Source organism: Shewanella psychromarinicola (assembly GCF_003855155.1).
GTDB classification, from domain to species: Bacteria; Pseudomonadota; Gammaproteobacteria; order Enterobacterales; family Shewanellaceae; genus Shewanella; species Shewanella psychromarinicola.
In genome coordinates this window covers 2,533,063-2,559,078 of the sequence record NZ_CP034073.1, presented here as the reverse complement: position 1 = coordinate 2,559,078, position 26,016 = coordinate 2,533,063, and the positions used below count along the sequence as shown (strand labels likewise).

The following is a 26,016-nucleotide window of genomic DNA, read 5'->3' as shown; positions in this document are numbered from 1 at the left end:
GAAATGGTAATTTTACTATGAAATAAGAATTAACTAAGGCTAGATATGAAATCTCTTTCTTTGGCAATTGTATTGCCATTATCACTTATTGCCCTTTCTGTTAACCAAGCGGTTGCTAATTCAGCTATCGACACCGAAAATACCCAAAAATTTGCTGGCGAAACTATTGTAATAACGGCTACTCGCTATCAACAAGATGTTGATAAAATTCCTGGTGCGATAACAGTTATCACCGAAGATGACATCGCAAAACAAATTAGTATTAGCGATGATTTAACATCCGTTTTAGCCAACCTTGTTCCCAGTATGACTCCTTCTAGGCAAAAACTGTCTAATCAAGGTGAAAATCTACGTGGCCGCACAGCGTTAATTTTAGTCGATGGCGTACCACAAAATAACCCATTAAGGAATGGTAATCGTTATGGCTATCCAGTGGATTCTTCTACATTAGAGAGAATTGAAGTCGTTAATGGTGCTAGTGCTGTTCATGGTATGGGCGCTACCGGTGGTTTGATTAACTACATTACTATGTCAGCTAAAGAAGGTGATAATTTTAAGCAAACAATTGGACTGCGTATTAACGACAGTTTTAGTAGCGATTCAACCAGTACAAAAACATGGTACAACTTACGTCATTTTGACGAACAATTTGATATTGTCGCTGCTGCTTCTTGGCATGATCAAGGTATTTATTATGATGGAAATGGTCACCCGATAGGGATGAACTCTATTCAAGGAGAAACTCAAGATTCAACCGCGACCAACTTCTTCCTTAAAACGGGGGTGAATTTTGGTGAACAACGACTCGAATTTTCAACCAATCACTATGAATTAGAAAGCAATAATAATTATGTGCCAATTAAAGGTAACTTCAATGATGGCATTGTCGGTACTGTTGAAAAAGGAGCCTCTACTGGCGAGCCAATTTCTAACCAAGTTGAGGCATATAACATAAATTATAGTCATGATAATCTAGCCGATGGCGGCTTAACGGTGCAGTTTTTCTATCAGGAGTTTGACGCTATTTATGGGGAAGCAAGCTGGCGAGCCACTCCAACAGTGATTAGAGATCAAGGCATTATTACCTCAACGAAAAAAGGAGTGAAGCTGGCGTATTCACAAATTGACCTTTTGAACTTAGATGATAGCTGGGTATTTGGTATTGACGTATTAGATGACAGCACACAGCAACGTTTAGTGGCTACAGGTTTAGGGGTTACCCCTGAAATGTCTTACCTAGGTGTATCCCCATTCGCTCAAGGCGATATATTAGTAAATGATGCTCTAAGACTTACCGGTGGATTACGTTATGAAACTACCACTGTTGATGTTGAGAATGATCAAACACTTTATAGTTATGGTTTGTATGATGAAGATGGCAACCCTCATGGGCAAGTTGATATTATTGGTGGCGAACAAGATTTTAATGAGTTGGTTTTTAACCTAGGCGCAGTCTATGAATTAACTGATGAGATGAATGTTTTTGCTGGCTTTAATCAAGGTTTTGGTTTGCCTGACATTGGTCGTGTACTACGAGGTAATTGGATTGGCGATCAAGGTCAACCTCTTAATGGCGATATTAATATTGACTTTAATACTATGCCTGCAGTTAAACCTGTAGTGACTGATAACTACGAAATTGGTCTTAACTATACCGATGACCAATGGCGAGTAACGGCTTCAACCTATTATTCATTAGCAAAAGATGGCGCTAATTTGTCCTTAAATTCAGGTGGAACATATGATGTGGTTCGTCAACGTACTGAAATAACCGGTGCTGAATTTACCGCTAAATATCAATTAAATGAGCAGTTGTCACTGCAAGCACTTTATTCAACCATTAAAGGTGAAGTCGACAGTAATAGTGATGGCAGTGTAGACAGTGATATGGATTTGAAAAACATATCCCCTGACAGATTCATGTTTGCAGCAAACTTTGATGCAACAGATAACGTATCTACTCGTATTCAAGTAAATACGCTTATGGATTCAGAAAACAACGATAAAGAACAGCAGTTTGACGGTTATACCCTTGTTGATGCTTCTATAAAATATGATCTGCAAAAATATGGTCGATTAACCTTTGCCGTAGAGAACGTAATGGATAAATTTTATGTTGGCTATTTCAGTCAGATCAGAAAGCATCCATCTTATTACTTTTCAGGTAAAGGACGTAACTACTCATTGAGCTATGAATTTAATTTTTAAAAATGAAACAAGTTAAGCTTCATAAGTTTTTAGCTTGGACTGTTGGAGGCTGGTTAGCATTAATCAGCCTCAGTGGTTCGTTTTTATTATTTAAAAGCACATTCTTGCACTGGCAATACCCTCAAATGCTCACTTCAGTAAGTAGTAGCGTTTCCAAAGCTGCTGTACTTAATACCATTACAACAAGTAAAGTCTACCAAACTATTATGTTTCCTTCAGCCGAAGCACCTTATTATCAAGCTTTTGATGCTAATGGTGATATCGATTATTGGGATCAAAATGGCTTGTTTATAGTCACTCGCTATTATTTATCTGATTTCATCAGTGTTTTAGAACAATGGCATATGAATTTATTGCTCAATGATATCGGATATCAATTACTTAACTTTATCTCATTATTATCGTTATTTCTCATTATTACTGGCTTAATTAGTTGGTGGCCTAAACATTGGAGTAGACGTTTATTTCGTGTTAACTTTCAGTTTAATCTGCGCATATTTAGGCAATGGCATACCGTAATGGCTAGTATTGGATTTTTATTCTTATTGATCCCAATATTAACCAGTATTGGCATGCTTTATAAGCAGCCAAGTATTAAAACATTACAGCTGTTGTTTAATGATCCCGTGATGACTAAAGCGACGTTAGCAACAAAAAGTAGCCCTAGAGCACTGGGAAATCAACAGTGGGATAAGTGGCTTTCGAGTGCCCGTAAATTGGAAACTATGAAAGGGGCTGAACTAACCCGGGTTTATATTCGACAAAGTACAGATGACTTAGTCGTTTTACGGTTTAAGCAAGCTGATGAATGGCACCAATATGGACGAAATTTTGTTTATTTAGATCCAAATACGGCTGAAATTAAGAAAGTAAAAGATACTCATCTTATCGGTGCTGGATTACGTTGGTATCAAAGGATTTATCCCATTCATACTGCAAATGTTGGGGGTATAGTATTTAAAATAGCTTTATTATTAGTGGGTATACTTCCTATACTACTGCTTGTTACTGGTGCTATGTATCGTAAACAGCTTCAAAAAAGGGCATCTAAAAAATAAGATGACTTCAGACACATTTCTGGTCAGAAACTTGCTAAAGTCAAAGGTCTAAATTCTACCGTTCACATTACAATAAATATGGGTAAAATCGGAAACACCAGGAAACTGTAGTGGTCGACCTCTAATCAAGTGGCTAAATTCTGTGTGCCACTTTAGGCGCACTGATTAAGCTTTTTTGATTTCATCGAATAACATTAAAAATTCTTTTTTTCTCATTTTGGCACGATAAGTAGGTATATCTGCACTATTCTCGGAAATCGCGTTTTAGCCCTTACACCGAAATAAATTGCAGCTATGCTATCTTCAAGAAAAGAGCTAAGCATGATTGGTTATTGCCAGTAGTCCGAACCACCCATGAGATACTTGTGAAAAATGAGGTCTAGTTTATCAAGCGGACACTGATGATTAACTCAGTATCCTCCCACAGTAAACTCTCTGGTTTCTCTATAACCTCTATACATTTAGTATTGTCATCTATAAATAAATCATGGGTTAATAAATACATAAAAAGCGCATCCCAAGCCGAAAAATAGGCAGAGAAGTTGTTTACTTTTACCCTACCACATAGATAACTGCCGGCCTCTAAAATGAGATTGGCTTGTTCAGGCCGCTGGCAAAAATAGCCGACTTCAAACTGCCCCACATCCACTTGTTGATCCTTAATGCTCAGCTGCATTAAGTTCACCATGGCTAATCCTTCGCCTTTAGGCTTAATTTCACACCATACCTTGTACATTTTCGTTATGCTGCTGGTGCTTAGCCCCTTAGTCACTAGGGAGCGACTAGGGTACTCTCGCACTTCAAACCCTATTTTAGCGGCCATTTTCTCTTCTAGGCTTTGCTGTAACATCTTCATAGGCTGCCCAAGACGGCGCATCAAATCATCGAAGAAGTCTAGTTGATTTTGCTTTTGCTTAATCTCTTTTGCCGTAAGCCCTAAGCTGCGTTTTAGCGCCTTTGCTAACGCCTGCGAAGAGGAAAAACCCGCTTCCAAGGCGACCTCTGTCACAGTCAGTGTTGGCTCACTTATCATTAAATCTACAGCCCAACCCAAGCGTTTTCGGCTTAGGTATTGTCCCGGTGTCTCATTAAACACTAAGGCAAACATGCGGTGAAAATGGTGGGGGGAAATCGCGCTTTGTTTGGCAATCTCCTCCCAGGTGAGACTATTCCCCTCAAAAAGCATCTTCTCCATGCTCGCCATCGCGAACTCAAACCTCTGCTTCCATTTTGGCGGCAAGCTTGCCACTAAATGGGCTTCCGGCGCTAAGTCATGCAGTACGAATGGTTTTTCATTTTTCATGGATAATTCCAACTCAATGGGGACCTTTATCAAATACAAGCGCGGCTTGCTGCCCTGCATCATTGTTGCAACCTTTGGGATCTCTTTGACACATAACCAATAAAATAGGCAATAAAATCAGAGTGATAGGCGTTGCCAATAGTTCGCCGAACACTAAAGAAACGGCGGCGGGTTTCAGGTACTGGGCCTGTTCTGAGCTTTCAAGCATCAAAGGCAGCAAGCCACACACAGTGGTGACTGTGGTAAGAAAAATAGCCCTGAGCCTGCTTCTTCCAGCCTCTAGCGCTGCTGCCACACTTGCCATGCCTTGTTCGATATTTTGATTAAAGCGCGTCATCAATACCAGCGAGTCGTTAATCACTATACCTGTCATGGCCATCATGCCAAATAATGACAAGATACTCACGGGTAAATCCATTAAACCATGCCCTATTATCGCCCCGGCAAAACCAAAGGGGATCACCGCCATAATAATCAAAGGCTGCACATAGGATTGCAGCGGAATAGCCAGTAAGGCAAAAATAAGGATTAAGGTCAGTAACATGGCTTTTTTAAAGCCAATTCGCACTTCGGCTAACTCTTCAAATTCACCGCTAGCGCGAATTTTAACCTCAGGATAGATTAACATAAGTTGTGCTATCGGCTCAGTTAAGCCTTCGAGCACGGCTTCGGGTGGGCTTATGCTGCGGTTTTGACGCCAATATAGGGTCGCGACTCTCTCGCGGTTTAAGCGATATAGCACATCACTCTGACGAGATGTGTTCTGTTCGACCACGTCTTCGAGTAACACATATTTACCTTGTTTCACCTGGATCGGCGTGGCTAATAGCTGACTCAAGGAGCTACGCACCGTTTGAGTAAAACGGATAAGTAGCCTCACTTCTTCCGCATCTTTCATTAATCGTTGCACTTCAAGTTCACCAAAACCGCCGCCAACGACTTCAGCAAGCTTTGCTTGAGTCAGCCCAAGTTGACGGCCATAGTCATTAAGCATAAATTGTATTTCCCTCCTGCCCCCTTGATTATCATCATAAATATCATTCACCCCCGGCATAAGGGCAAGACTTTGCTTAAGTTGAGTACTGACTTCTTTGGCAAGGGCCGATGTAGGTGCTGTGATGGTTAAGGCTGTGCTACCGGCGACATCATCTGTGGCCTTGTAACGCTGAGCATAGGCGCCTTCTAAGGAGCCAACGGCTTTACGCCAAGCACTGAGCACTTCTTGCGCTGGTAACAGACTTAGGGCGCTATAGGAAAGCTCTGCTACCAACTCGATTCTATGACTCCCCTCGGTAGACACTAAACGCCTGATAATAGGAGATTCATCTAACTGATATTGACTCATTAATGTTTTTTCCGTCTCGATAAGTCCTTGCTCAACTTTTTTGACATTTTCTAACGTCAGAGACAGTGGCGCATCTTGTCTCATAATAATATCGGCACTTAAGAAGCGACTGGGAATATCGGGAAAAAACGCGCTCTTAATGGCCCCTGTTGCCATAAAACCATAGGCAGACAGCATCACACTTGAAAAAATAACTAGGCTAGCAAACTTATTATTCAAGGCGCTCGATAATACCGGCTGATAATAGTTTGCGTAGAATGTGTCTAAGTATGACAAGCAATAACGACGAAGCTTTGCAACAGGGCCTGTGTCATCGGTTTGTTTCATGTTGGCCAAATGATGGGGCAAAATAAACTTACTTTCGATGAGTGAGAAAATCAGTGCTAAGATCACAACTGCTGAGAAACCTGCTAGCATGCGCGCCAGTTCATTTTCAATCCACAGCATGGGGCTAAAAGCGGCAATAGTAGTCAGCACACCAAAAACCGTCGCCGTTGCCACTTTATTGACTCCCTCTTCAGCGGCAAGTTTAGGATCGGCCATGTTCTGCTGGCTCTCATAAATGCTTTCTGCCACCACAACCGCATCATCCACTAAGACCCCAAGTACTAGAATAAAGCCAAACAGTGTGATGTCATTGATTGTGTAGCCCAGCGGTCCCATAAGCCAAAGAGTTCCGGCCAATGAAATCGGTATGCCTAGAGCGACCCAGAAGGCGATTCGAATGTTGAGAAACAAACCTAACAGCACCAGCACTATTAATATCCCTTGCCAGGCGTTAGTGCCCAGTAATGACAACTGCTCCTTGATATAAGGGGACATATCCGCCATCACATCTAGCTTAATATTTTGCGGCAGCTGCGTTTTTAGCTCTTGCACTACTTGGTGGATGGCATCGCTGACATCGAGCAAGTTATCTTTTTTACTGGTTGAAACCATTAGAGACACAGCAGGCTTACCTTGATAACGCACTATGCCATCGACTTCTTCATAGCCCCGTTTAATCTGGGCTATGTCTCCTAAGAGTACTTGGCTATTGTCTGTCACTATCACGGGTATGGCGGCAAGCTTAAGTAAGGTATCGGCATTATTGTCACCGCGAAGCACAATATTGCCCTGGGCTGTTTTCAATAACCCGCTGCGATACTCTAATGACCAAGACTGCATCTGCTCGGCAAGCTGCCCCAAAGTGAGCTTATACTTTCTTAAGGTATCTCTATCTGGCTCTACCACAAGCTCTTGCTCTAATTTACCTAAATCAGTCACTTGAGATATCAATGGATGACGTCTTAGCGCCTGATTAACTTTAATGGCAGCCTGCTGCATTGCTTGGGTATCGGCATCACCGTATAACATCACATAGGCAGCCAAATTGGTGTATTCATCGCGGGTTAATTGTGGCTGCTCAGCCCTAAGGGGCAAGCCGACAATGCCATTAACGGCATTTCGAATATCATCCATCAGAACAGTAAGATCTGTTCCCGTTGTCTTCTTCACTTGAATTAGGGCGAAGCCTCTGCTCGATTGACTGGCTATTTTGCCTATGCCGGCAATGCCACTAATGGCATTTTCTATTCGCTGGGTCACCCCTTCATCTACTTGCTCAGGGCTAGCACCTGGGTAGACGACACTGATTTTCAACTGACTCGTTGGGATCTGCGGAAAGCTTTCAACACGAATAGTGTTCAGGGATAAAATCCCTGCCGCCATAACCAAAAACATCAATAAGTTAGCGGCAATTTTATGATGGATAAACCAATGGGTTAGCCACTTCATTATTTTACCCTCGCTGGCATACTGCTGTCAGACATAGGCTTCTGACTAGATGTTACAAGTATTGCGGCACCATCTGTCAATTCAGGCGATATTTGTTGCCCAGCAATAAGATGAGACATCGGGTAGCGCAATACACCTATGGCCTTTTGTTGCGACTCATAACCCAATAGATCAAACCAAATCTGGTCACCTTTTTGGGATAACAGCGTCACAGAAACAGGCTTGATCCTGTTGTTTTCATCCATCAACCAGACTTGACCATCTTGGGTTAAGGCTGAGGCTGGTGCAGAGTAAGCCATAGAGTGCTTTACACTTGTAACCACAAGGTTTACTTGCTGTTCTGGTAATAACCCTGTTTCAACAAAGGTACCATTGAGGGTGAACACTAAGCTGTATTGATGACTAACAGGGTCTCGCTTGGGTTCAACATACCGTAAAGATAATGGCAAGCTATTACCATCGGCGCGAGTGATCAATGCATTTAGCTCAAGCTGAGATCCTACCGCTACCAGCTTTTGCCACTGCCCTTGGGAGAGCGACACTTGAATATCGAGCACGTCCACAGCAGCAATAGTCAGTAAAGGCTCACCAATTTGTACCTTCTGCCCTGGGGTGATATTTCGCTGCAAAATAATGGCATCGAAAGGCGCTGTTATTTGAGTGTCTTTAAGACGCTGCCTGACATGGGAAAGGTGACTTTTTGCCGCGTTTACCTCTGCCTTTGCAAAGGTTATTTGCGGTTCTAAACGTGAAAACTTTGTCTTAAGTGCGCCGCCCATCTGCAAAGCCACTTGCTGCTCATAGCGAGTTTTAACTAGCTCAAGCTCAGTATTGGCAACTTGGCTAAGCGCAGAATCAACATCTGCTTGGTAGGCATGTTGAGCCAATTGGATTAACACTTGACCTTTTTTAATTCGAGTCCCAGGTTCAAGGGCATCCACTGAGGATTCAAGGCTTCCTTCAAGAGCACTCGTTATATTCGTATGCCAGCGAGAATGGGTAATACCCACTAATTCTATAGGGGCATTAAATACCTGAGACAAAGCCACAACTACAGAGACCTTGGGTAGGGAAATGACATTTGCTTCAGTGTATGCCTCTGGCTCTTCTGTCAATAACACAATCAAGACAGTGAAAATAAAAATAGCGAAGGCCACAAACAGTCCTGAGTGACATTTTATCAAGCCGAAGGTATTAGGTTTGAGAGTTATAGACATGGTGTTTCCTCATTACTGACCTTGTTACTAATGGCGTTGGCAGCATTGGTCTTGGCAGGTACTTGAATAGCTTGATTTAGACGGCTTGAGATTTCCTGAAGTCTAGTCCAACTCTGCAGTGCCATGGGCAGTGCGATGCCCGCTTCGGCAAACTCCCATGAATAGCTGATAATGGTGAACAATTGGCCCGATGAAATTCCAGGTAGCCGGGCACCAACCCAAAGGTTGCAGCAAATAAATAGACCCACCAGTAAAAATATGGCACCGTAGATCCAGGCCTCCATATCTGACAGTTTCACCTCCCAACGCTTCAGCCGTTTTAAATGGCGGAAAAATGCCCCGTATTGACGATCTTCCCTGTAGGAAGGCTTGCTGAGTAAATGGACCTGTTGCTCCATTTGAGAATTCAACCCTGCGTTGTAACGATAAAAACGCCCATGACCCAAGCCATAAATGAGTAGCATGCTCACAAGTAGTACTCCAGAGGCAAAGCCCAGTAAGGCATTGACGCTGACAAGTACTATTACTGATATAGTTATTTGGATAAGGGAGGAGAATACTTCTGGTAAGTCGTTTTCTAAAAAGTCGACCAACTCCCTTGCTAGGCTATGGCGGGTGTTACTAATGGACACAGGCATACCATGCAGTCTAGGGGCTAGATCTTTACCTAGCTCTACTTTCATCTCGCCGTACACCCGAGTATCGTACATCCGCCTGAGCACACTCACGCAAATAAGTCCAGCCATCGTCATGGCAAATAATCCTAAGGGGCCTAAATCATTAACAAGAAGACCATCGATGGATAGGCCGATAAATAAAGGAATTAGTGCCATTAAAATATTTTCTAGCGCTAACATTAACCAGGTTAGCCCAATAGCCGCTTTATCTTTTTTAATTAAGCTGGCTACAGATAGGATGTGTTGTGACATTGCTCGCCTCAGAACGAAAATTTCAGTGGCTGCAGCATAAGTATTTACACCTCGGTAAACGTGTCCCAAACTGCGCTTTTTCTTAAAATTAATCCAGCTATGAAAATAATGCCTATTGAGAGCTGTTAATATTTCTACCCCCCCCCCTATTAAGAGAAGTTCGTGCCCTAGCTAAATCCGAAGTGATCACTTTATTTCCTATTACCAAATAGTTATGGAACATCGTTGTGTCATATTTTCTTTTGATTTATGTTTCACATATGTCTCACAATGTTTCGTGCACCCGGGCATGGCTAATGCTCTTAGACCATCAATATCCACTTTGGCGTAAATATGTGACAACCATCTTGAAAAGCACCGGTTCGAGAGTTGTGTAAAGCGACTCGCAGACTTTTTTGCCGCTGTTGCTGTTGCTGAAACGATAGCGATTATTGAAAGAAGGTGATTTATAAAAGCTCTCATCGAAGTTATGTCAGAAGAACTGATCCGCAAACGGGTGATTGAGGCCTATGGCAAAGACGATATCCTCGCAATGATGATGAATATGCGCCGTAAATCGATTAATGATCGAACAGATTATGAGGACTTCTCGTTATTTGAAAAAGCGTTCGGGAGAACACATGGAAGATTACAGTACATTTAAAGCAAACTCCCCTAACTTAGATTCCTAACAAGAAACTCGCCAATTTTGACCTCATCGCATGACTTAAACTCAATATAGCCAGAAAAACTACACTCATGCTAATTTTAATTCTGGAGTACGCAATAAATATATTTCCACCAATTAATGGCATTGATATTTTGCTGTTATTAAAGATGCCGTCAAAGCGCTAGACTGGGTTAATGTTGAAGAAAAGAATAGCTTTCAATACTCTCCAATTCGTAAGCTTAAGGACAAAAGCCGCCGAGCAACAATCTCCGTCAAAGGTGATTGACGCCGATTTAAAACTGAAAAATTTTCCGACCATCACTCTGAGATAGATCCAAAGATTAAAAATCTTGTTGCGAAATATGAATAATTAACGCAGTGAATTACCCCGCGACTTCGCTTCGCTCTGATCACGGGGCTTCTGCAATCTAGCTTTTAACGGCTAAGCTGCTTCTTTTTTCTCAGTTCCCACACCAAACTTTGATAGCTCAAAGACTTTCGTTTTAATCGATGTTTTCTGCTGAAATTTGGGGGTTACCCTGGCGACTATCCCAGCCGCCATTAAATCATTTTCGCCTGTGTTTTCGATAGACTTAGCTGCTGCTAAATCTCTGCACTGGACTAAACCGCAGCTTTCGCAGGCAAATTCTCGCACGCTAAGGCCAAACTTGTGCGAGTGCTTGCATTGATAACAAATGCCTGACGATTTCACAAACCGACCAATTTCATGGTAAATACCGCCATTCAATTCAACTTTGTATTTAGTCAGCGAAGTGATCATACCCATCACGTTATCGTTCACCATATGGCCGTTAAATTGCTGCATACCTTTCACGTTTAAATCCTCAAACACTATGATATCACTGGTCTTGGCTATCGAACATGATACTTCGTGAGCGAACGCTAGGCGTTGGCGTGAGATTTTTCCGTGAAGTGTATTTAAGCGGGATTTGGTTTTATGCCAGCGATTTGAGCCCTTTTTCCTTCGGCTCAACTGGACTTGAATTTGCTTTAGCTTTGTTGATGAACGTTTAAAAGCTTTTGGGTTTTTAACGTACCAACCGCTCGAACCTACAACCGTATGCTGACTGTTAATGTCGTAGCCTACAATTGAATGCAAGACCCGCTTCGCGGTCTTGCATTCAACCTCTTGAGTCAGCGAAACTTCCCATTTACCATGTGATAGTTGGACAGTAACAGTCTTGATTTCACTGACTAATTTACGGTGTAAAACAATCGGTACGTTGCCAATTTTCGGAATGCTGACCGCACCATTTTCGATGCGGATACGGTTCGAGTTATTTACACACCTAAAACTGTCGTTGTGCAGTTTTTTCTGTTTAAAACTGACCTTAAATGTCGGAAATTGTTGAGTACGACCTTTCGTGAATGAGTTTTTCAACCCTGCTTCAAGATCACGAGCGACTTGCTGTGAGGTCGCAGAATCGAAGGCTTTAAGCCATGAAACTCTTCGAATTTTTTCAAGTCTTTAATCAGCCCAGCCATTTCATGGTAAAACACAAACGTTTTATCGTACTGATATCGAAGCATATTTTCAGATAGCAACAAGTTCCATACGCCACGGGCATATGAGCCAAACTCAATAAGTTTGGCTTCCTGCTCTGGCGTTGGTTTTATCCTAAAATTATATCTAAGCGTCTTTTTCATATACTGTATAAACTACTGTATGAATAGGGTTTGTCAAATGGAATATCAAACTAATTCTCATTACAAGCACTACATTTAATCCTCGTCGTTAAATATCGGAAGAAACTACTGCAAGGAGATGTTGGCTAATGTGCAAAAAGGGCTGTTCTAGATATTTCGCAGAAGTCTGACTTTTCAGTTGAAGAGGTCGAAATAGATAGGGATCACATCCATATTCTTGTGAGGATTTCACCGAGATATGCTGTTGGGCAGCATGTTAGAAGAATTAAGCAGCAAACCAACAGATTAATTTGGAGTTGATATCCGAACCTTAAAAAGCAATTTTGGTTGGAGAACAATTATTGGTCTGATGGATATTTTGCTTGCTCAACTAGCAGCGCTTCCGTTGATACGATCCGTCAATATATTCAAGAGCAAGGTTAGTTTATCGATTCATCCCCGCGACTTCGCTTCGCTCTGATCACGGGGTTTTCTCTACAGATTAGATAAAAATGCCGCAATCAGTTATTTGTATTGCGGCATTTTTTTGCTTTTGCACGGTGCAATCCACGTAGACTAATGTTAAAAACACAATGATGGGACCGCTTTTTTTTCGGAACAATAAAGGTTTGCACCTACCCCAGAACAGTCAACCAGAGGATGTTTCCTTCCACATCCCCGAAACAAAATTAAAAGTGTAAAAAATCCTGACACTTTTTAGCGGATAAATCTCATTGTGGCTTCATGGATCTGTACACCGATATCAAGAGGTGAAGATTTATTTCGCTGAATTGAGGTCTGGATAGTTGAGGTGTTTGTGCCAACTCGGCACAAAAATTTGACAAAAAGTCTCTACATTATTTATGCCCAAGTCCTATGCGATTGATGATCCTTGATAATCGGTGGAGTGCGCTTCGGGCTTTTAGTTCAAAGCTTATGGGCAGCTCAGCTTATTTCACCTTAACTCGGAATAATAAACCGTTATCAAACAGCTCTTTGAACGGCAAATGAAGTTGTATCAACTCGCATGTGCTGCCCGCTGACGATTGTCGTTCCTGCTATCAAAAATTAACGTTAACAAATGAGAAAGCTAAACATCTATCACAATTTCAACATTATTAACATGCAACGTGATCAAACTCGATAAATCACAAAAACCAACATGTTAGAGTAACTTACTGAGTTTATTGGTTTTTATTCAGCACATCGTTCTGCAAACTTAAATGTTAGTTTACAATGTATTGATATTAGGGGGGGATATATGTTGAGGGATTTACGATTAGGATTAAAAATAGGCTTAAGTTTTTTTGTGGTTTTAGCTCTTCTTTCGGTAGTACTCGGTGTGGGTATTATCGCACTTAAAAAAGCGGATGAAGGGATCACTCGATACGAAGGTCTTGCGAGAGAAACCAATTTTTCAGGGCTTTTGCAGGCGAATATGTTAATGGTTCGCATGAATGTGTTGAGCTATCTCGACACTCAAAATGACAATAATTTAACCCAATATAAAGCCTACCTTGATAAAATGGATACCTTCTTGGTTAAGAGTAGAAAGGAAATCCAACAACCAGAACGTGCGCAAATTATAAAGAGCCTTGAGACATCGATAACCAAGTATAAAAATGCTTTTTCTAGCGTCGTGTCATTAACGGAACAACAAAACAGCATACTCAATGACCAACTCGTGCCTCAGGGAGAGGTGATGGGAGAGGCTATCGCTGCAATAATTAAGTCGGCCTATGATGATAATGATGCCAAAATCATTTATCACGCTTCTCATGTTCAAGAGAAATTGTTGTTTGGACGCTTGTATGCTAGCAAGTTTCTGACCTCTAATACTCAGCAAGATTATGGTGTTGCTATCAACTCGATAGATACTAAACTGTTAGAAAAAGCAACCGAGCTCAAACAATACTTGTCAAATCCTACTCATCAATCACTATTATCAGAATTTTTAACGGCGCATCAGAAATATGTACGAGGCCTTAATGACGTTCATCAGCTTATCAAAGACAAAAACGAACTGATTAATAATACACTGAAAAAAATTGGCCCGCAGGTGGCGAAAAGTGTAGACGACGTCAAACTGTCTGTTATGGCAGAGCAAGATATATTGGGCTCAGAGATAAAAACAAATACTAATGACAGTATTAACCTCACTCTGATTCTGTCTTTTGTTGCCATTCTTATGGGCTCCATTGCGGCGTATTTGTTGACTATCGCCATCACTCGTCCAATAAGTCAGGCAGTTAAGGCCGCTAATCAGCTAGCAAAGGGCGACTTAACCATCGAAGTAACAAGTTCAAGCCGCGATGAAACTGGGCAGTTACTTGCATCCATTCAAGGGACAGCCACTAACCTGAGAAATATTATTGCGACCATATCAGGCGCCAGTATTGAGCTTGCATCCGCCTCACAAGAGTTGGCGGTGGTGACAGAGCAGTCAAGCCAAGGGGTGGTAAACCAGCAGACTGAAACAGATTTGGTTGCAACAGCAATGAACGAAATGGCTGCGACAGTTAATGATGTTGCTAGTAATGCTAGTAATGCGGCTGGTGCGGCTAATCAAGCAGACAATGACGCGAGTAGTGGTAGCCAGGTGGTTGAAAAAACGATTTTAGCAATCAATAACCTTGCTGACAGGGTTAATGAATCTTCTGAGAAGTTAGGTGAAGTCGAACACGCAACCCTTAATATTGTTAAAATCTTAGATGTTATCCGAGGGATTGCCGACCAGACTAATTTACTGGCTCTCAATGCTGCAATTGAAGCTGCCCGTGCTGGCGAACATGGACGCGGCTTTGCCGTCGTGGCCGACGAAGTTCGCTCACTTGCTCAGAGAACCCAAGGGTCTACCCAAGAAATCCAAAATATGATTGAGCAGCTTCAGGCTGGAACCCAAAGCACGGTAGCGGTAATGACCCAAGGGAGAACTCAAGCGGCAGAGAGTGTGGATCAAGCCAATGAAACGGGGCGTGCATTACAAGCAATTACTCAGGCTATCAGTGTGATTAATGACATGAATATTCAGATTGCAAGTGCATCTGAGCAGCAAAGCTCTGTTGCAGAAAGCATTAATGAAAATGTGATTAATGTAAAACATATTGCCGAAGAAAATGCGGTGGCTGCAAACCAGACAAGAGCCTCTACTGCTGAGATTGCACTTTTATCTGAGCAGCTAAAAGAGTTGGTTGATCAATTTAAAATTTAACTATACTTAATTGATAATCAAGCGCGTCTCTGTGATGCGCTTGTTTATCTTTCCCAACAGCAATTATCCTGTTTGCCTGCAAGTCAATTAATTAGATATGAATGAATATTATTGAACTTATCACCCCGATATCATATTGGATATTGACCACCTTATGGTTGGTTATTATCGGCATTTGTCTGCTTAAACGTAGAAAATTAACAACCCTTGATGGGGCCGTTGGCGGAACGGTTGCCGTTCTTCTTGTTATCCTTGGCATTGATGCCGTCAGGACCATCATTGAAAGTGTCTATTTGGGGTTGTATTTTACCTCACTGTACGGGTTTATCCCGCAAGCTATCAACGAGCTGTTGTCGCAACCTTCTTGGCTCATTATTCCCCAATTAATCAATGTTGCTGCTGGCTTGCTGGTCATCTGGCTTCTCCTCAAGCGTTGGTTTCCAAGGGAGCTGGGTGAACGCGAACAAACATTGCGCGCTCTTGATAAAGCGAAAACAGCATCCGTTAATAACGAAAGGTGGTTTACCTCAATTTCTAATTGTGTAACCGACGGCTTCATTTTCGCGGACCCAGATCGCCGAATTATATCGATAAATCAGGGAATGGAACTCTTGTTAGGGTATCGCTCTGATGAGCTTGTTGGGAATACCACATCGATTATTTATGCAAGCAATGAAGAATATGAGCGACAAGGTCGAATGTATTTTAATCTCGCCGCAGGAGAGAAACTCAAACCTTATGAAGCTAATTACCGCCACAAGGACGGCGGTATTGTTGTTGGCGAAACCAGTCGAATTATGATTAAAGATGTTGATGGCCAAATTCAGGGCTACATGGGCTTCATTCGGGATGTCACCGACCGCAACAAAACCGCGATGAAATTACAGGCGAGTGAGGCGATGCTGTCCCACCATGTTCAAAATACGCCGCTCGGGTACATTTCATGGGATCAACACTCAAATTGTATTGAGTTGAATAAATCAGCCGAAGCCATATTCGGCTACTCTGCTGATGAAGCTAGAGGGCATTCGCTATTAGATTTATTGGTGCCTGAAGAAAATAGAAATAATATTGAAAATGTCTGTAAGTCATTGTCAGAAAACAATAAAGATTCAATAAACATCAGTAACAACTTGACAAAAGATGGCCGAACTATTATCTGTGAATGGCATAACACGCCAATTATCGGTGACCGCGGTGACGTTATAGGGGTGATATCATTAATCCAAGATGTTACCCAAAATAGGCGCAACCAAATAGCCTTAAAGGAGACTGAGAAAAAATTTCGCGAGCAAAGTCAGCGTTATGCTGAAGTGATTTGGGGCGCTAATATTGGCACCTGGGAATGGAATGTAGAAACGGGTAAAAACGTGTTAAATGAACGCTGGGCCGAGATGTTGGGCTACAGTCTTAATAAGCTTGAACCCACTAGCGTTGATACTTGGGAGGCACTGCTACATCCTGATGATGTCAATAAGACCAATGAATTGATAGAGGATTGTTTCAAGGGTGAGACTGAATCTTTAGCATGCGAATTTCGGATGCAGCACAATAATGGTAGTTGGGTCTGGATCCTCAATCGTAGCCGGGTAGTTGAGTGGACAATCGACGGCAAGCCATTGCGAATGTCCGGCACACATCAAGACATCACCAAGAGTAAGCAATCTGAAGACGCGCGCAAACTTGCCGCCAGCGTATTTACCTACGCCAAAGAAGGGATCATCATCACTGATACCAACGGTATCATCATAGACGTTAATGATGCTTTTAGTGATATTACCGGCTACTCACGCGGTGATGTGATAGGACTAAATCCGCGAATGTTTAAATCGGGACTTCATTTACCAGAGTTCTATAAAGAGATGTGGGCCTCTTTGCGACAAAAAGGCTATTGGACAGGTGAAGTCTGGAACATGCGTAAGAATGGCGAGGTTTATCCGCAGATACTTACCATAAGCTCGGTACTCGATGATATTGGCGTGGAGCAAAACTACGTTGCCCTATTCAACGATATTACCGCCATTAAAGATCACCAAGGACAATTAGAACGTATTGCTCACTATGATATGTTAACAAACTTACCTAATCGTACATTATTGGCAGACCGTCTAACCCAATCCATGAAGCACAGCCAACATCAACACTCATTATTAGTAGTCGCCTTTGTTGATTTGGATAGATTCAAAAAAATTAATGATACCTACGGTCATATCGTTGGTGATGAATTATTAATTGTGGTCTCATCTCGCATGAAGGAAGCCCTGCGTAATGAAGATACGCTGGCTCGTATAGGCGGGGATGAGTTTGTCGCTGTGATGGAAAATATACAAACAATGACGGATTGTGAGCCTATCTTAGAGCGACTATTGCTGGCTGCATCGGATCCTGTGGTAGTGGGGGGCGTTAGGTTGGAAGTATCTGCCAGTATTGGGGTATCTATTTATCCGCAAGATGGCGTCGATGCAGACCAACTCATACGCCATGCCGATCAAGCCATGTATGTTGCAAAGCAACAGGGAAAGAACCGCTATCGCTTGTTTGATTCTGCACATAATACGGAGATGGTTAATCAGCATAAAGAGTTGCAACGCATACGTAAGGCATTGGACGGGAATGAGTTTTTACTTTATTACCAACCTAAGGTCAATATGAAAACAGGGGAAATGATTGGCGTTGAAGCGTTAATTCGTTGGCAATGCCCCGAGCGTGGTTTAATCGGCCCTAATGAGTTTTTGCCTGTCATTGAGGAGCATGTTCTCGGTATCGCGCTAGGCGAATGGGTCATTGGCACCGCACTGAGTCAAATTAAGGCGTGGCAAACACTGGGGGTGAATATTCCCGTCAGTGTCAACATTAGCGCGATTCAATTACAGAGTGATGATTTTGCCACTCGCTTGGCTGAGTTATTGGCCGCATTCCCCGAGGTTGCTCCTAGCGCTTTAGAATTAGAAGTCCTTGAAACGAGTGCGATAGGTGATTTGTTGCAGGTTTCTGAGACCATGCTCGCCTGTATTAAGCTGGGGGTTAATTTTGCATTAGATGATTTTGGTACGGGTTATTCTTCATTGAGTCACCTCAGGCATTTGCCCGCGAGTTTGATTAAGATAGACCAGACCTTTGTGTGTGATATGTTGATTGACTCCGATGACTTGTCGATTGTCGAGAGCGTGGTGGTATTGGCCAAGACATTTAAGCGTGACGTTATTGCCGAGGGAGTAGAAACCATCGCCCATGGTGTTGCGCTATTGCAATTAGGCTGTGAATTGGCGCAGGGGTATGGGATTGCGAGGCCGATGATGGCTAAAGATATTCCTCTATGGGCGGAAAATTGGCAGCCAGATGTTGCGTGGCGACAATTTTGTCAGCCTAAATTAGTATCAGCGAATTAGTACGAGCGAATTATGAGATAACAATCAGTTTTTTCGGACTTGATATCGTGCAGAAACAGCACGGTATCAATTAAATCTACGGGTATATACCCATCATTTTTCAAGGTGCATGTTTTAACGCCTGAAAATGGTCATTAATTCTACTTCCTAAAATATCACCTATCTGGGGAAGTGTTTGACTAAAAAGTTCATCAATTTTATCCCTGAATTCTTTCGCCGTTGCAAAATATTTGTTATTTCTCACATGCTCATTCATTATCTTCCACAAACGTTCTATTGGGTTTAAATTAGGGCTGTAAGGCGGGAGGGTATGGTGATCTTTATTGGTAAAAAATCAAGCATCTTCATTGATCATGGGTATATACCCGTGATCATTGAAAATGCTTAATTTTGTCCCAAATGGGATCATCATAGCCCCATGAAACAAATTACACTCTCGCCAGAACAAAAAGTAGCATTGGAAACTCGACATAAAAGCTCGAGTGATAGGCGTGAGTGTGATCGCATTAAAGCCATTTTACTACGCGATGAAAATTGGCCAACGCCAATGATTGCCCAAGCGTTACGTATTCACGAAACGACCGTAGTTCGATACATTGATGCCTATGCTCACGACCAAAAACTCACGTGTAATAGTGGCGGCTCCTTAAGTTATCTGAGTCAAGAGCAAACTGAACTCTTGATTGCACACCTGTGTGAGGTGACCTACTTGCATAGCCATCAAATAGTCGCTTATATCTCAGAACAATTTCAGATTAAGTACACAGTGTCAGGCCTCAATAAATGGCTGCATAAACATCAGTTCAGCTATAAAAACCCTAAAGGGGTTCCTCACAAATTTGATGAAGACAAACAAACGGCTTTCATTGAATATTATGAGCAACTAAAATCCTCGTTAACCCCTGATGAACCGTTATTATTTATGGATGCGGTTCATCCGACCCAAGCCACAAAAATCACCGCTGGCTGGATAAAAAAAGGCGTTGATAAACCGATAGAAACGACGGGAAGCCGAACCCGTATTAACGTGGTTGGTGCAATCCGACTTGGTCACTTAACAGAAGCGGTCATTGAGCAATATAGCAAAACGGTTAACGGTGCATCCATCATCGATTTTTTAAACCAAATTAGAGCGCGTTACTCAACAAGTGGTGTTATCCATTTGGTGCTTGATGGCGCTGGATACCATCGAAATGCCTTAGTGGTTAAAGAGGCTAAAAATCTGAATATAACATTGCATTACCTGCCACCTTATAGTCCAAATTTAAACCCAATAGAACGATTGTGGAAGGTAATGAATAAGCATGCGAGGAATGGGCAATACTTCGCAACGACAAAAGAATTCCGACGAAAAATCACTGACTTTTTTAGCATCACCCTCCCCGATATTGCCGATACACTCGGTGATACAATTAATGATAACTTTCAGAAATTAAAAACTGCAGTTTGAATTCACTTGAGTATATACACCTGATTGGGGCCGGTTGCAGTTAATGCCTTTGGCTTAATTACCGTTCTTGCAGACTTGCTTTTTAAACGATGCTGAAGCTGCTTTTTATTCTTTAATATTCTGTAAATACTCGATTCAGACCCTATATATATCCCTTTATCAGCAAGTATCGGTACAATTTGACTTGGTGGTAAATGGGTGCATTATTGGTTTAACTCTTCACCATTTTTTCTAAGCTGCCTGTGTGGCAGTGAACTTCGAGCAGGTTCTAAAAATCAGTATGATTGTTTTCTAACCTGCCTGTGTGGCAGTGAACCTAAAATCAGCAGAAAATAGTGGCGATGGCAGTTTCTAAGCTGCCTGTGTGGCAGTGAACAATAGATTATCGTTGCTGCGTTGAAAAGAAAATTTCTAAGCTGCCTGTGTGGCAGTGAACCAGAGGTGTTGCGTGTTAGTGTCCACAATCACTTTCTAAGCTGCCTGTGTGGCAGTGAACCTAAACTACAACGCTTTTCGGAAGTTTATCATTTCTAAGCTGCCTGTGTGGCAGTGAACAAAACATTATTGCAGCACAAGCATTGATGAATTTTCTAAGCTGCCTGTGTGGCAGTCAGAGAAAAAAATTAACCCTGCATTTAACGTGAAGCAAGGCCAATACCTCGCGTTTATTTATTATTACAGCAAAGTGAACGGTTATCCGCCAGTTCAGGCTGATATCCAGAAACACTTTGGTGTTTAAGCTCCTACGGTTCACCTGACAATTTTGAAGTTAGAAACTCTAGATCTTTAAATAAGCATAGCGCATAATTTCTTGTGGGATTTGATTCAGAGATAATATCTTGTTGGCGGCCCCTAATGCGATGGCTTCTTTAGGCATACCAAACACGACACAAGATTGTTCGTCTTGAGCTACAGTCGATGCACCAGCATCACACATATCTTTTAGCCCCCTTGCGCCATCATCTCCCATACCCGTTAAAATAAAACCAACGGCATTTTTACCTGCGCATTTTGCTGTCGATCTAAACAATACATCCACCGAAGGCTTGTGACGATTGACTAAGGGTCCATCAATGATTTCGACTAAATATTGTGCGCCGCTGCGTTTAAGCATCATATGTTTTCCACCTGGAGCAATGAGAGCTTGGCCAGATAAGACCCGATCATGATGACGAGCTTCTCTGACACGAATATCACAAATGTTATTGAGCCGCTCAGCAAAGGTGGCTGTAAACTTTTCTGGCATATGTTGGACAATAACAATACCTGGAGAATTAGTGGGTAAGGCTTTTAAAATAAACTCTAAAGCTTGAGTCCCCCCGGTTGATGTTCCTATTGCAACTACATGTTCAGTGGTTTTAGACATGGCAGATGCACCGCTTGGGATGACATTTTCTACGCCATGTTTTTCCCTTACTTTTACTGCAGCCCTGGGCATACGCATATTACTCATATTTGCCTTAGCAGCAGCTTTTACGGCACTGGTAATGTCATTAGCAGCATCTTGAATAAAGTTTTTCAGACCAATTTTAGGTTTAGTCACAATACTAACCGCTCCAGCCGAAAGGGCCTGCATTGTTGTCTCAGCCCCTTTATCTGTTAGTGTTGAGCAGATCACAACGGGAGTGGGGCGCTTAGCCATGATTTTTTTGAGGAAGGTAACACCATCCATTCTAGGCATTTCAATATCAAGCACTATGACGTCGGGCCATTGAATAGCCATACGGGTCATCGCAAACAGAGGATCTGAGACCGCACTGATTACTTCAATACAAGGATCTTTGTTTAGTACAGCTTGTAGAACTTGCCTAACGATGGCTGAATCATCGACTATCATCACTTTTATTGTTTTCATAGCGTTTCTCTACTCACTTCAATATCACCGTGTTTAACCCATACATCCCCATTCCATAACTCTAAAGATACTTTTCTGTGAACTGACCCTCCTAAATCCATGTTTTGTAAGTTAAATCCATGTGTAGCTAATAATGATATTCCCGCGGTAATATTTTTTTCTGCTATATTGAAATAGTGATGTTTACTATTAGGCTGATGAATCATATTGCTGCCACCAAATAGTTTTACTTGATAGTCCCGTGGGTGGGTGTGGTGTTTCTTAATTTCATTTAAAAACATTAAAATAGCACCATCAGCAAAAAATCCCAGTTCCAGGTTTTTTGATGGGCTACTGCAAGGCAGCATATAGTGACACATACCCCCTAAATGCTTTTGAGGATGCCACAGGGTGATGGCAACGCATGAGCCAAGTAGGGTATTTATTTTAACCAGGCCTTGGCTGAAATGAAACTCCCCTGGTTGTAGGGTGACTTGTTTAATAGTTGGCATAGCCGAGCAAGTATTCATTGTTTTTGATACACTGAAGGAACAATGGTTTTAAGGTTATCGACCACTCCGCTTAGGCTTTCTGAGTGCCCAACGATAAAATAACCGTTGGGTTTTAATTGCTTAAGTAATTGAGATACTATTTGTTCCTTTGTTTTTACGTCAAAGTAAATTAGTACATTACGAAGGAATATAATATCAAAACTACCTAGGTGACTTAAGTTATTCTTTAAATTTGCATGAATAAACTGCACATTTCCTCTAAGCTCAGGGCAGATAATAAAGGTCCCATCTTCTTGGCCTACTCCTTTTAGGCAGTACTTCTTTAAATAGTGTTTTGGAATATTTCCGCTTCTTTCAATAGCATAATGGCCACCACGAGCTTGCTCTAAAATTTTCGTACTTATGTCCGTACCGATAATCTCCCAATTTCTATTTCTTAAGTTTTCGGCTAACACCATTGCAAGTGAAAATGCTTCTTCTCCCGATGAGCTGGCAGCACTCCACACACGATGTTGGCACATATTCCAAGTGGGTATGATCATGTCTTTTATGAAATCGAAGTGTTTTTGCTCACGAAAGAAAAAAGTTTCATGAGTCGTCAGCAAATCAATAGCGATTTGGTATTCATTATGAGTTTGATTTTGTATCATATCAAAATACTGACGGTAACTATTAAGGCCAAAATATTTTACCCGTTTCGCCAGACGGCTTTTGACGAGAGCCTTTTTATTATCTGATAAATTGATACCTGCAATATCGTAAATCATGTGTTTGAATAGGGAAAACTCTTTGTCGCTGAGGTGCAAAATATCCATATTTATCCTCGAAACCAAAACGCCTAAAATAAGCTATGACTACATGTCAGTTTCAGCATAGCACTGTCGTAATGCGTGTAATCCTCTTGCTATTTATAGTTGCGGATTCTTTATACTGGACGGTCATGCCAGACCGAGAGAATATACTTCGTTTCATCGATATCTCTATCATGTGTAGTACCAAAATGACTAAAAGATTTAAGTAAGCCTAAAACCTATCCTGTATGTCACTTTACAAGTCACTCAGTCTTTAGCTTATTGGTAGCTGACTTCACTTTTGAACTCCTAGCTTGTTTACTGACAGCTGGTGTCGCTTCAATAGAGACGATAAAGGCATATATATAAAACCAAGGTTAACAAACATAGCTCAGCGATCCATTTTCTACCAAGCTAGTTGGCTTAAGCTCACTAGCTGTGGTTAGAAAATGCAGCTAATCCCGGTAAAATCCTTACATGATCCTTTGATCTAAGGCGTGTTTAGTGTCAGTAGATTGTTCGTGGACCAAGTTACTCATCATAGAGATCTCCTCTACTGATAATACTTTATCAACTTGCAAAATAATCGCGAAATCACCATTGATCTTACCCATTCCTTGAATGAAATCGGCTCTTATTTGTGCGCCGAATGCAGGTGCAGGGACTATATCACTATGGCTTATCTCGATAACCTCCGACACAGCATCGACCATCACACCAATGTCTTGCATTCCCTCTTCGTTAAGCACTTCAATAATAATGATACAAGTGCGTTTTACTATACAATTCTGGTTATTGCCAAAACGAGCCGATAGATCGATAACTGGCACGACGGCTCCTCTGAGATTAATTACGCCCTTAATAAAATGGGGCATCATAGGGACGGGGGTAACATTGCTATATTCTAAAATTTCCTTAATATTTAAGATTCCAATAGCATACATCGCGTCCTTTAGGTTAAAGGTCAGATATTGTCTGTCATCTTCGACCGGAAGCTCCATGTTGCTGGTTTTTGTACTGGGAAATTTCATAATGTCCTCCTAAAAACGAACAAAGTTTAGTTCACTATTAGCTATCGTTCTTGTTTTGGTCTGGGGTTTAGCTGTTTCAGTTTGATTTTGTGGGGGGATTCTTTTATTTATTGTATTCGGCGTATTGGCTACATCGACTTTAAAGAAGCTGATTACCTCTTGTAGTAATTCTGCTTGGCTACTCATCTCTTCAGCAGTGGCAGCCAGCTCTTCAGATGCAGAAGCGCTTTGCTGAGTAATTTGGCTAAGCTGCTCCATTGCTATGTTAATTTGATCCGCTCCAGAGGATTGTTCTTCCGAGGCAGCACTAATCTCTTGGACGAGCTCAGCAGTTTTCTTGATAGACGGAACGATTTCATCCAGTAACTTACCTGCCTTTTCTGCTAGGCCTACACTATTAGTGGCAACACCTCCGATTTCCTGTGCGGCAACTTGGCTACGTTCTGCCAGTTTCCTGACTTCTGCTGCTACGACAGCAAAGCCTTTACCATGCTCGCCAGCCCGAGCGGCCTCGATGGCAGCATTTAGTGCTAATAGGTTAGTCTGGTAGGCTATATCATCGATAATGCTTATTTTATCAGCAATTGATTTCATTGCGCTCACAGTTTTCTGTACTGCAATTCCGCCTTCATCAGCCTCCTTTGCAGCTTTTGATGACATACTATCAGTCACCTTGGCATTCTCGGTATTCTGGCTAATTGAGGCTGACATCTGCTCTATCGATGCAGATGTTTCTTCTACACTTGCTGCCTGCTCACTTGCTCCTTGACTCATACTCTGTGCAGTGGACGATACTTCCTCTGAAGCACTTGAAAGGTTATCCGCTGAGGTGCGTATACTGGCGATGATGTCAGACAATTTAGTCACCATAACATTGACAGCAAAGAGCATGCTGCTCGTGTCGTTAAGTTCTACATTGACTTTAGTTTGCAAGTCGCCTTTGGCAATTCGGCTAACTACATCTGTAACGTAGCTGGGTTCGCCACCGAGTTGACCTATAATAGACTTAGTAACTAAAACAGCGCCACCGATAGCGACAATGAAGACAAATATTCCAGAAATTCCCATTGCTAAAACAGCGTCTTCATAGCTTTGCTGAGATACGTCACTTGACGCTTCTAAAACAGAGCCTTGAAAATTGACCAGTTCACCTGCTGCTGCTAAGTACGCATTAAGGATAGGCATTGCTTTATCGAGCATCACAGCAATAGCTTCTAGCTTTAGTCCTTTCTCAATGAGACCATTCACTGTGTTAAATTCGTTCTGAAAATTAACTCGCATCTCTTTGAGTGCAGCCATTTTGGCCTTGCCTTCAGGTAGCTTAATCATTAAATCAAGTTCTGCGGTTTTTTGATCTATACTTATTTTATTGCTGGCTAGTACATCGTGAAGGCGCTTTTGTTCTTCTGGACTGTCATTAATGAGCAATTCTAAGCGGTTTTTAACATTTCCATTGGCTAAGCCTATGATTTCATTAGCTAGTACTGTCTTTCGCCAGTCGTCAGTAACTATACGATAGGTAATGCCATTAACCATCGATAACTCTTTCAGGCTTATTCCTATGATGATTAGCATAAGGACAATTAAAAGCGCAAAGGTGACACCGAGGCGCATGCTTAGTTTCATGTTATTAAACATCCATATATTCCTTAAAGTGAAGAAATCC

Annotated in this window: 17 protein-coding genes, 3 pseudogenes and 1 CRISPR repeat array; of the genes and pseudogenes, 7 read left to right on the top strand and 13 right to left on the bottom strand. The window is 41.8% G+C overall.

Annotated features, from left to right (window positions below; all coding sequences use genetic code 11):
* The first annotated feature begins 45 nt into the window (after positions 1 to 45).
* Positions 46 to 2,208: a TonB-dependent receptor gene (locus EGC80_RS11240; RefSeq protein ID WP_124013297.1), complete on the top strand. Its 2,163-nt coding sequence runs from the start codon at positions 46 to 48 to the stop codon at positions 2,206 to 2,208.
* 2 nt (positions 2,209 to 2,210) lie between these two features.
* Positions 2,211 to 3,266 (top strand): PepSY-associated TM helix domain-containing protein, encoded by a 1,056-nt coding sequence (locus tag EGC80_RS11235; RefSeq protein WP_124013296.1) that lies wholly within the window; start codon positions 2,211 to 2,213, stop codon positions 3,264 to 3,266.
* Between the two features lie 379 nt (positions 3,267 to 3,645).
* Here the strand turns inward: EGC80_RS11235 and EGC80_RS11230 are convergent, their stop codons facing one another.
* The 4 genes from EGC80_RS11230 to EGC80_RS11215 are packed head-to-tail and all read right to left on the bottom strand — an operon-like array spanning position 3,646 to position 9,836.
* Complete coding sequence (locus tag EGC80_RS11230; RefSeq protein ID WP_164839456.1) at positions 3,646 to 4,569, bottom strand: helix-turn-helix domain-containing protein; 924 nt, start codon at positions 4,567 to 4,569, stop codon at positions 3,646 to 3,648.
* A 13-nt stretch (positions 4,570 to 4,582) separates the two neighbouring features.
* Positions 4,583 to 7,690, bottom strand: a complete 3,108-nt coding sequence (locus EGC80_RS11225) for an efflux RND transporter permease subunit (protein WP_124013294.1) — start codon at positions 7,688 to 7,690, stop codon at positions 4,583 to 4,585.
* Positions 7,690 to 8,907 (bottom strand): efflux RND transporter periplasmic adaptor subunit, encoded by a 1,218-nt coding sequence (locus tag EGC80_RS11220; protein ID WP_124013293.1) that lies wholly within the window; start codon positions 8,905 to 8,907, stop codon positions 7,690 to 7,692. Before EGC80_RS11220 ends, EGC80_RS11225 begins: the two co-directional genes overlap by 1 nt.
* Positions 8,898 to 9,836, bottom strand: coding sequence for an ABC transporter six-transmembrane domain-containing protein (locus tag EGC80_RS11215; protein ID WP_124013292.1), 939 nt, complete (start codon positions 9,834 to 9,836; stop codon positions 8,898 to 8,900). The genes EGC80_RS11220 and EGC80_RS11215 overlap by 10 nt, the downstream gene beginning before the upstream one ends.
* Before the next feature lie 469 nt (positions 9,837 to 10,305).
* Between EGC80_RS11215 and EGC80_RS22425 the strand changes: the two genes are divergently transcribed.
* A complete protein-coding gene (locus EGC80_RS22425) occupies positions 10,306 to 10,479 on the top strand; it encodes a hypothetical protein (protein ID WP_164839455.1) in 174 nt (57 codons plus the stop codon).
* A 448-nt stretch (positions 10,480 to 10,927) separates the two neighbouring features.
* Here the strand turns inward: EGC80_RS22425 and EGC80_RS11210 are convergent, their stop codons facing one another.
* Together EGC80_RS11210 and EGC80_RS22705 are read right to left on the bottom strand one after the other, a co-directional pair.
* Positions 10,928 to 11,962, bottom strand: a complete 1,035-nt coding sequence (locus EGC80_RS11210) for an RNA-guided endonuclease InsQ/TnpB family protein (protein WP_233768657.1) — start codon at positions 11,960 to 11,962, stop codon at positions 10,928 to 10,930.
* On the bottom strand, positions 11,884 to 12,153 hold the full coding sequence (locus EGC80_RS22705) for a helix-turn-helix domain-containing protein (protein WP_233768637.1): 270 nt from the start codon (positions 12,151 to 12,153) through the stop codon (positions 11,884 to 11,886). Before EGC80_RS22705 ends, EGC80_RS11210 begins: the two co-directional genes overlap by 79 nt.
* 153 nt (positions 12,154 to 12,306) lie before the next feature.
* On the opposite strand from EGC80_RS22705, the pseudogene tnpA reads away from it, so the two are divergent.
* From tnpA to EGC80_RS11195, 3 genes and pseudogenes are all read left to right on the top strand, one after another.
* A pseudogene (gene tnpA, locus EGC80_RS22985) lies at positions 12,307 to 12,576 on the top strand (IS200/IS605 family transposase).
* Between the two features lie 817 nt (positions 12,577 to 13,393).
* Positions 13,394 to 15,343 (top strand): methyl-accepting chemotaxis protein, encoded by a 1,950-nt coding sequence (locus EGC80_RS11200; RefSeq protein WP_124013291.1) that lies wholly within the window; start codon positions 13,394 to 13,396, stop codon positions 15,341 to 15,343.
* Between the two features lie 101 nt (positions 15,344 to 15,444).
* Positions 15,445 to 18,732, top strand: a complete 3,288-nt coding sequence (locus tag EGC80_RS11195) for a PAS domain S-box protein (RefSeq protein ID WP_124013290.1) — start codon at positions 15,445 to 15,447, stop codon at positions 18,730 to 18,732.
* 100 nt (positions 18,733 to 18,832) lie between these two features.
* Here the strand turns inward: EGC80_RS11195 and EGC80_RS11190 are convergent.
* Positions 18,833 to 19,057 (bottom strand): annotated as a pseudogene (locus EGC80_RS11190) (transposase); the annotation flags it as partial.
* 93 nt (positions 19,058 to 19,150) lie between these two features.
* On the opposite strand from EGC80_RS11190, the gene EGC80_RS11185 reads away from it, so the two are divergent.
* Entirely contained in the window at positions 19,151 to 20,182 is a 1,032-nt protein-coding gene (locus EGC80_RS11185) for an IS630 family transposase (RefSeq protein ID WP_124012054.1), read from the top strand.
* A gap of 14 nt (positions 20,183 to 20,196) precedes the next feature.
* Here EGC80_RS11185 and EGC80_RS11180 read toward each other — a convergent pair.
* From EGC80_RS11180 to EGC80_RS11155, 6 genes and pseudogenes are all read right to left on the bottom strand, one after another.
* Positions 20,197 to 20,379, bottom strand: a pseudogene (locus tag EGC80_RS11180) (IS3-like element ISPpr7 family transposase); the annotation flags it as partial.
* A gap of 31 nt (positions 20,380 to 20,410) precedes the next feature.
* A CRISPR array of direct repeats spans positions 20,411 to 20,797; the repeat unit is 28 nt; unit sequence TTTCTAAGCTGCCTGTGTGGCAGTGAAC.
* Positions 20,798 to 20,960: 163 nt separating this feature from the next.
* Positions 20,961 to 22,037: a protein-glutamate methylesterase/protein-glutamine glutaminase gene (locus EGC80_RS11175; RefSeq protein WP_124013289.1), complete on the bottom strand. Its 1,077-nt coding sequence runs from the start codon at positions 22,035 to 22,037 to the stop codon at positions 20,961 to 20,963.
* The gene (gene cheD, locus EGC80_RS11170) at positions 22,034 to 22,528 is read right to left on the bottom strand and encodes a chemoreceptor glutamine deamidase CheD (protein ID WP_164839454.1); all 495 of its coding nucleotides are present in this window, start codon (positions 22,526 to 22,528) and stop codon (positions 22,034 to 22,036) included. Before cheD ends, EGC80_RS11175 begins: the two co-directional genes overlap by 4 nt.
* Positions 22,529 to 22,542: 14 nt before the next feature.
* Positions 22,543 to 23,343, bottom strand: a complete 801-nt coding sequence (locus EGC80_RS11165) for a CheR family methyltransferase (protein WP_124013287.1) — start codon at positions 23,341 to 23,343, stop codon at positions 22,543 to 22,545.
* A 449-nt stretch (positions 23,344 to 23,792) separates the two neighbouring features.
* On the bottom strand, positions 23,793 to 24,350 hold the full coding sequence (locus EGC80_RS11160) for a chemotaxis protein CheW (RefSeq protein WP_124013286.1): 558 nt from the start codon (positions 24,348 to 24,350) through the stop codon (positions 23,793 to 23,795).
* Between the two features lie 9 nt (positions 24,351 to 24,359).
* Complete coding sequence (locus EGC80_RS11155) at positions 24,360 to 25,988, bottom strand: HAMP domain-containing methyl-accepting chemotaxis protein (protein ID WP_124013285.1); 1,629 nt, start codon at positions 25,986 to 25,988, stop codon at positions 24,360 to 24,362.
* Between the last annotated feature and the right edge of the window lie 28 nt (positions 25,989 to 26,016).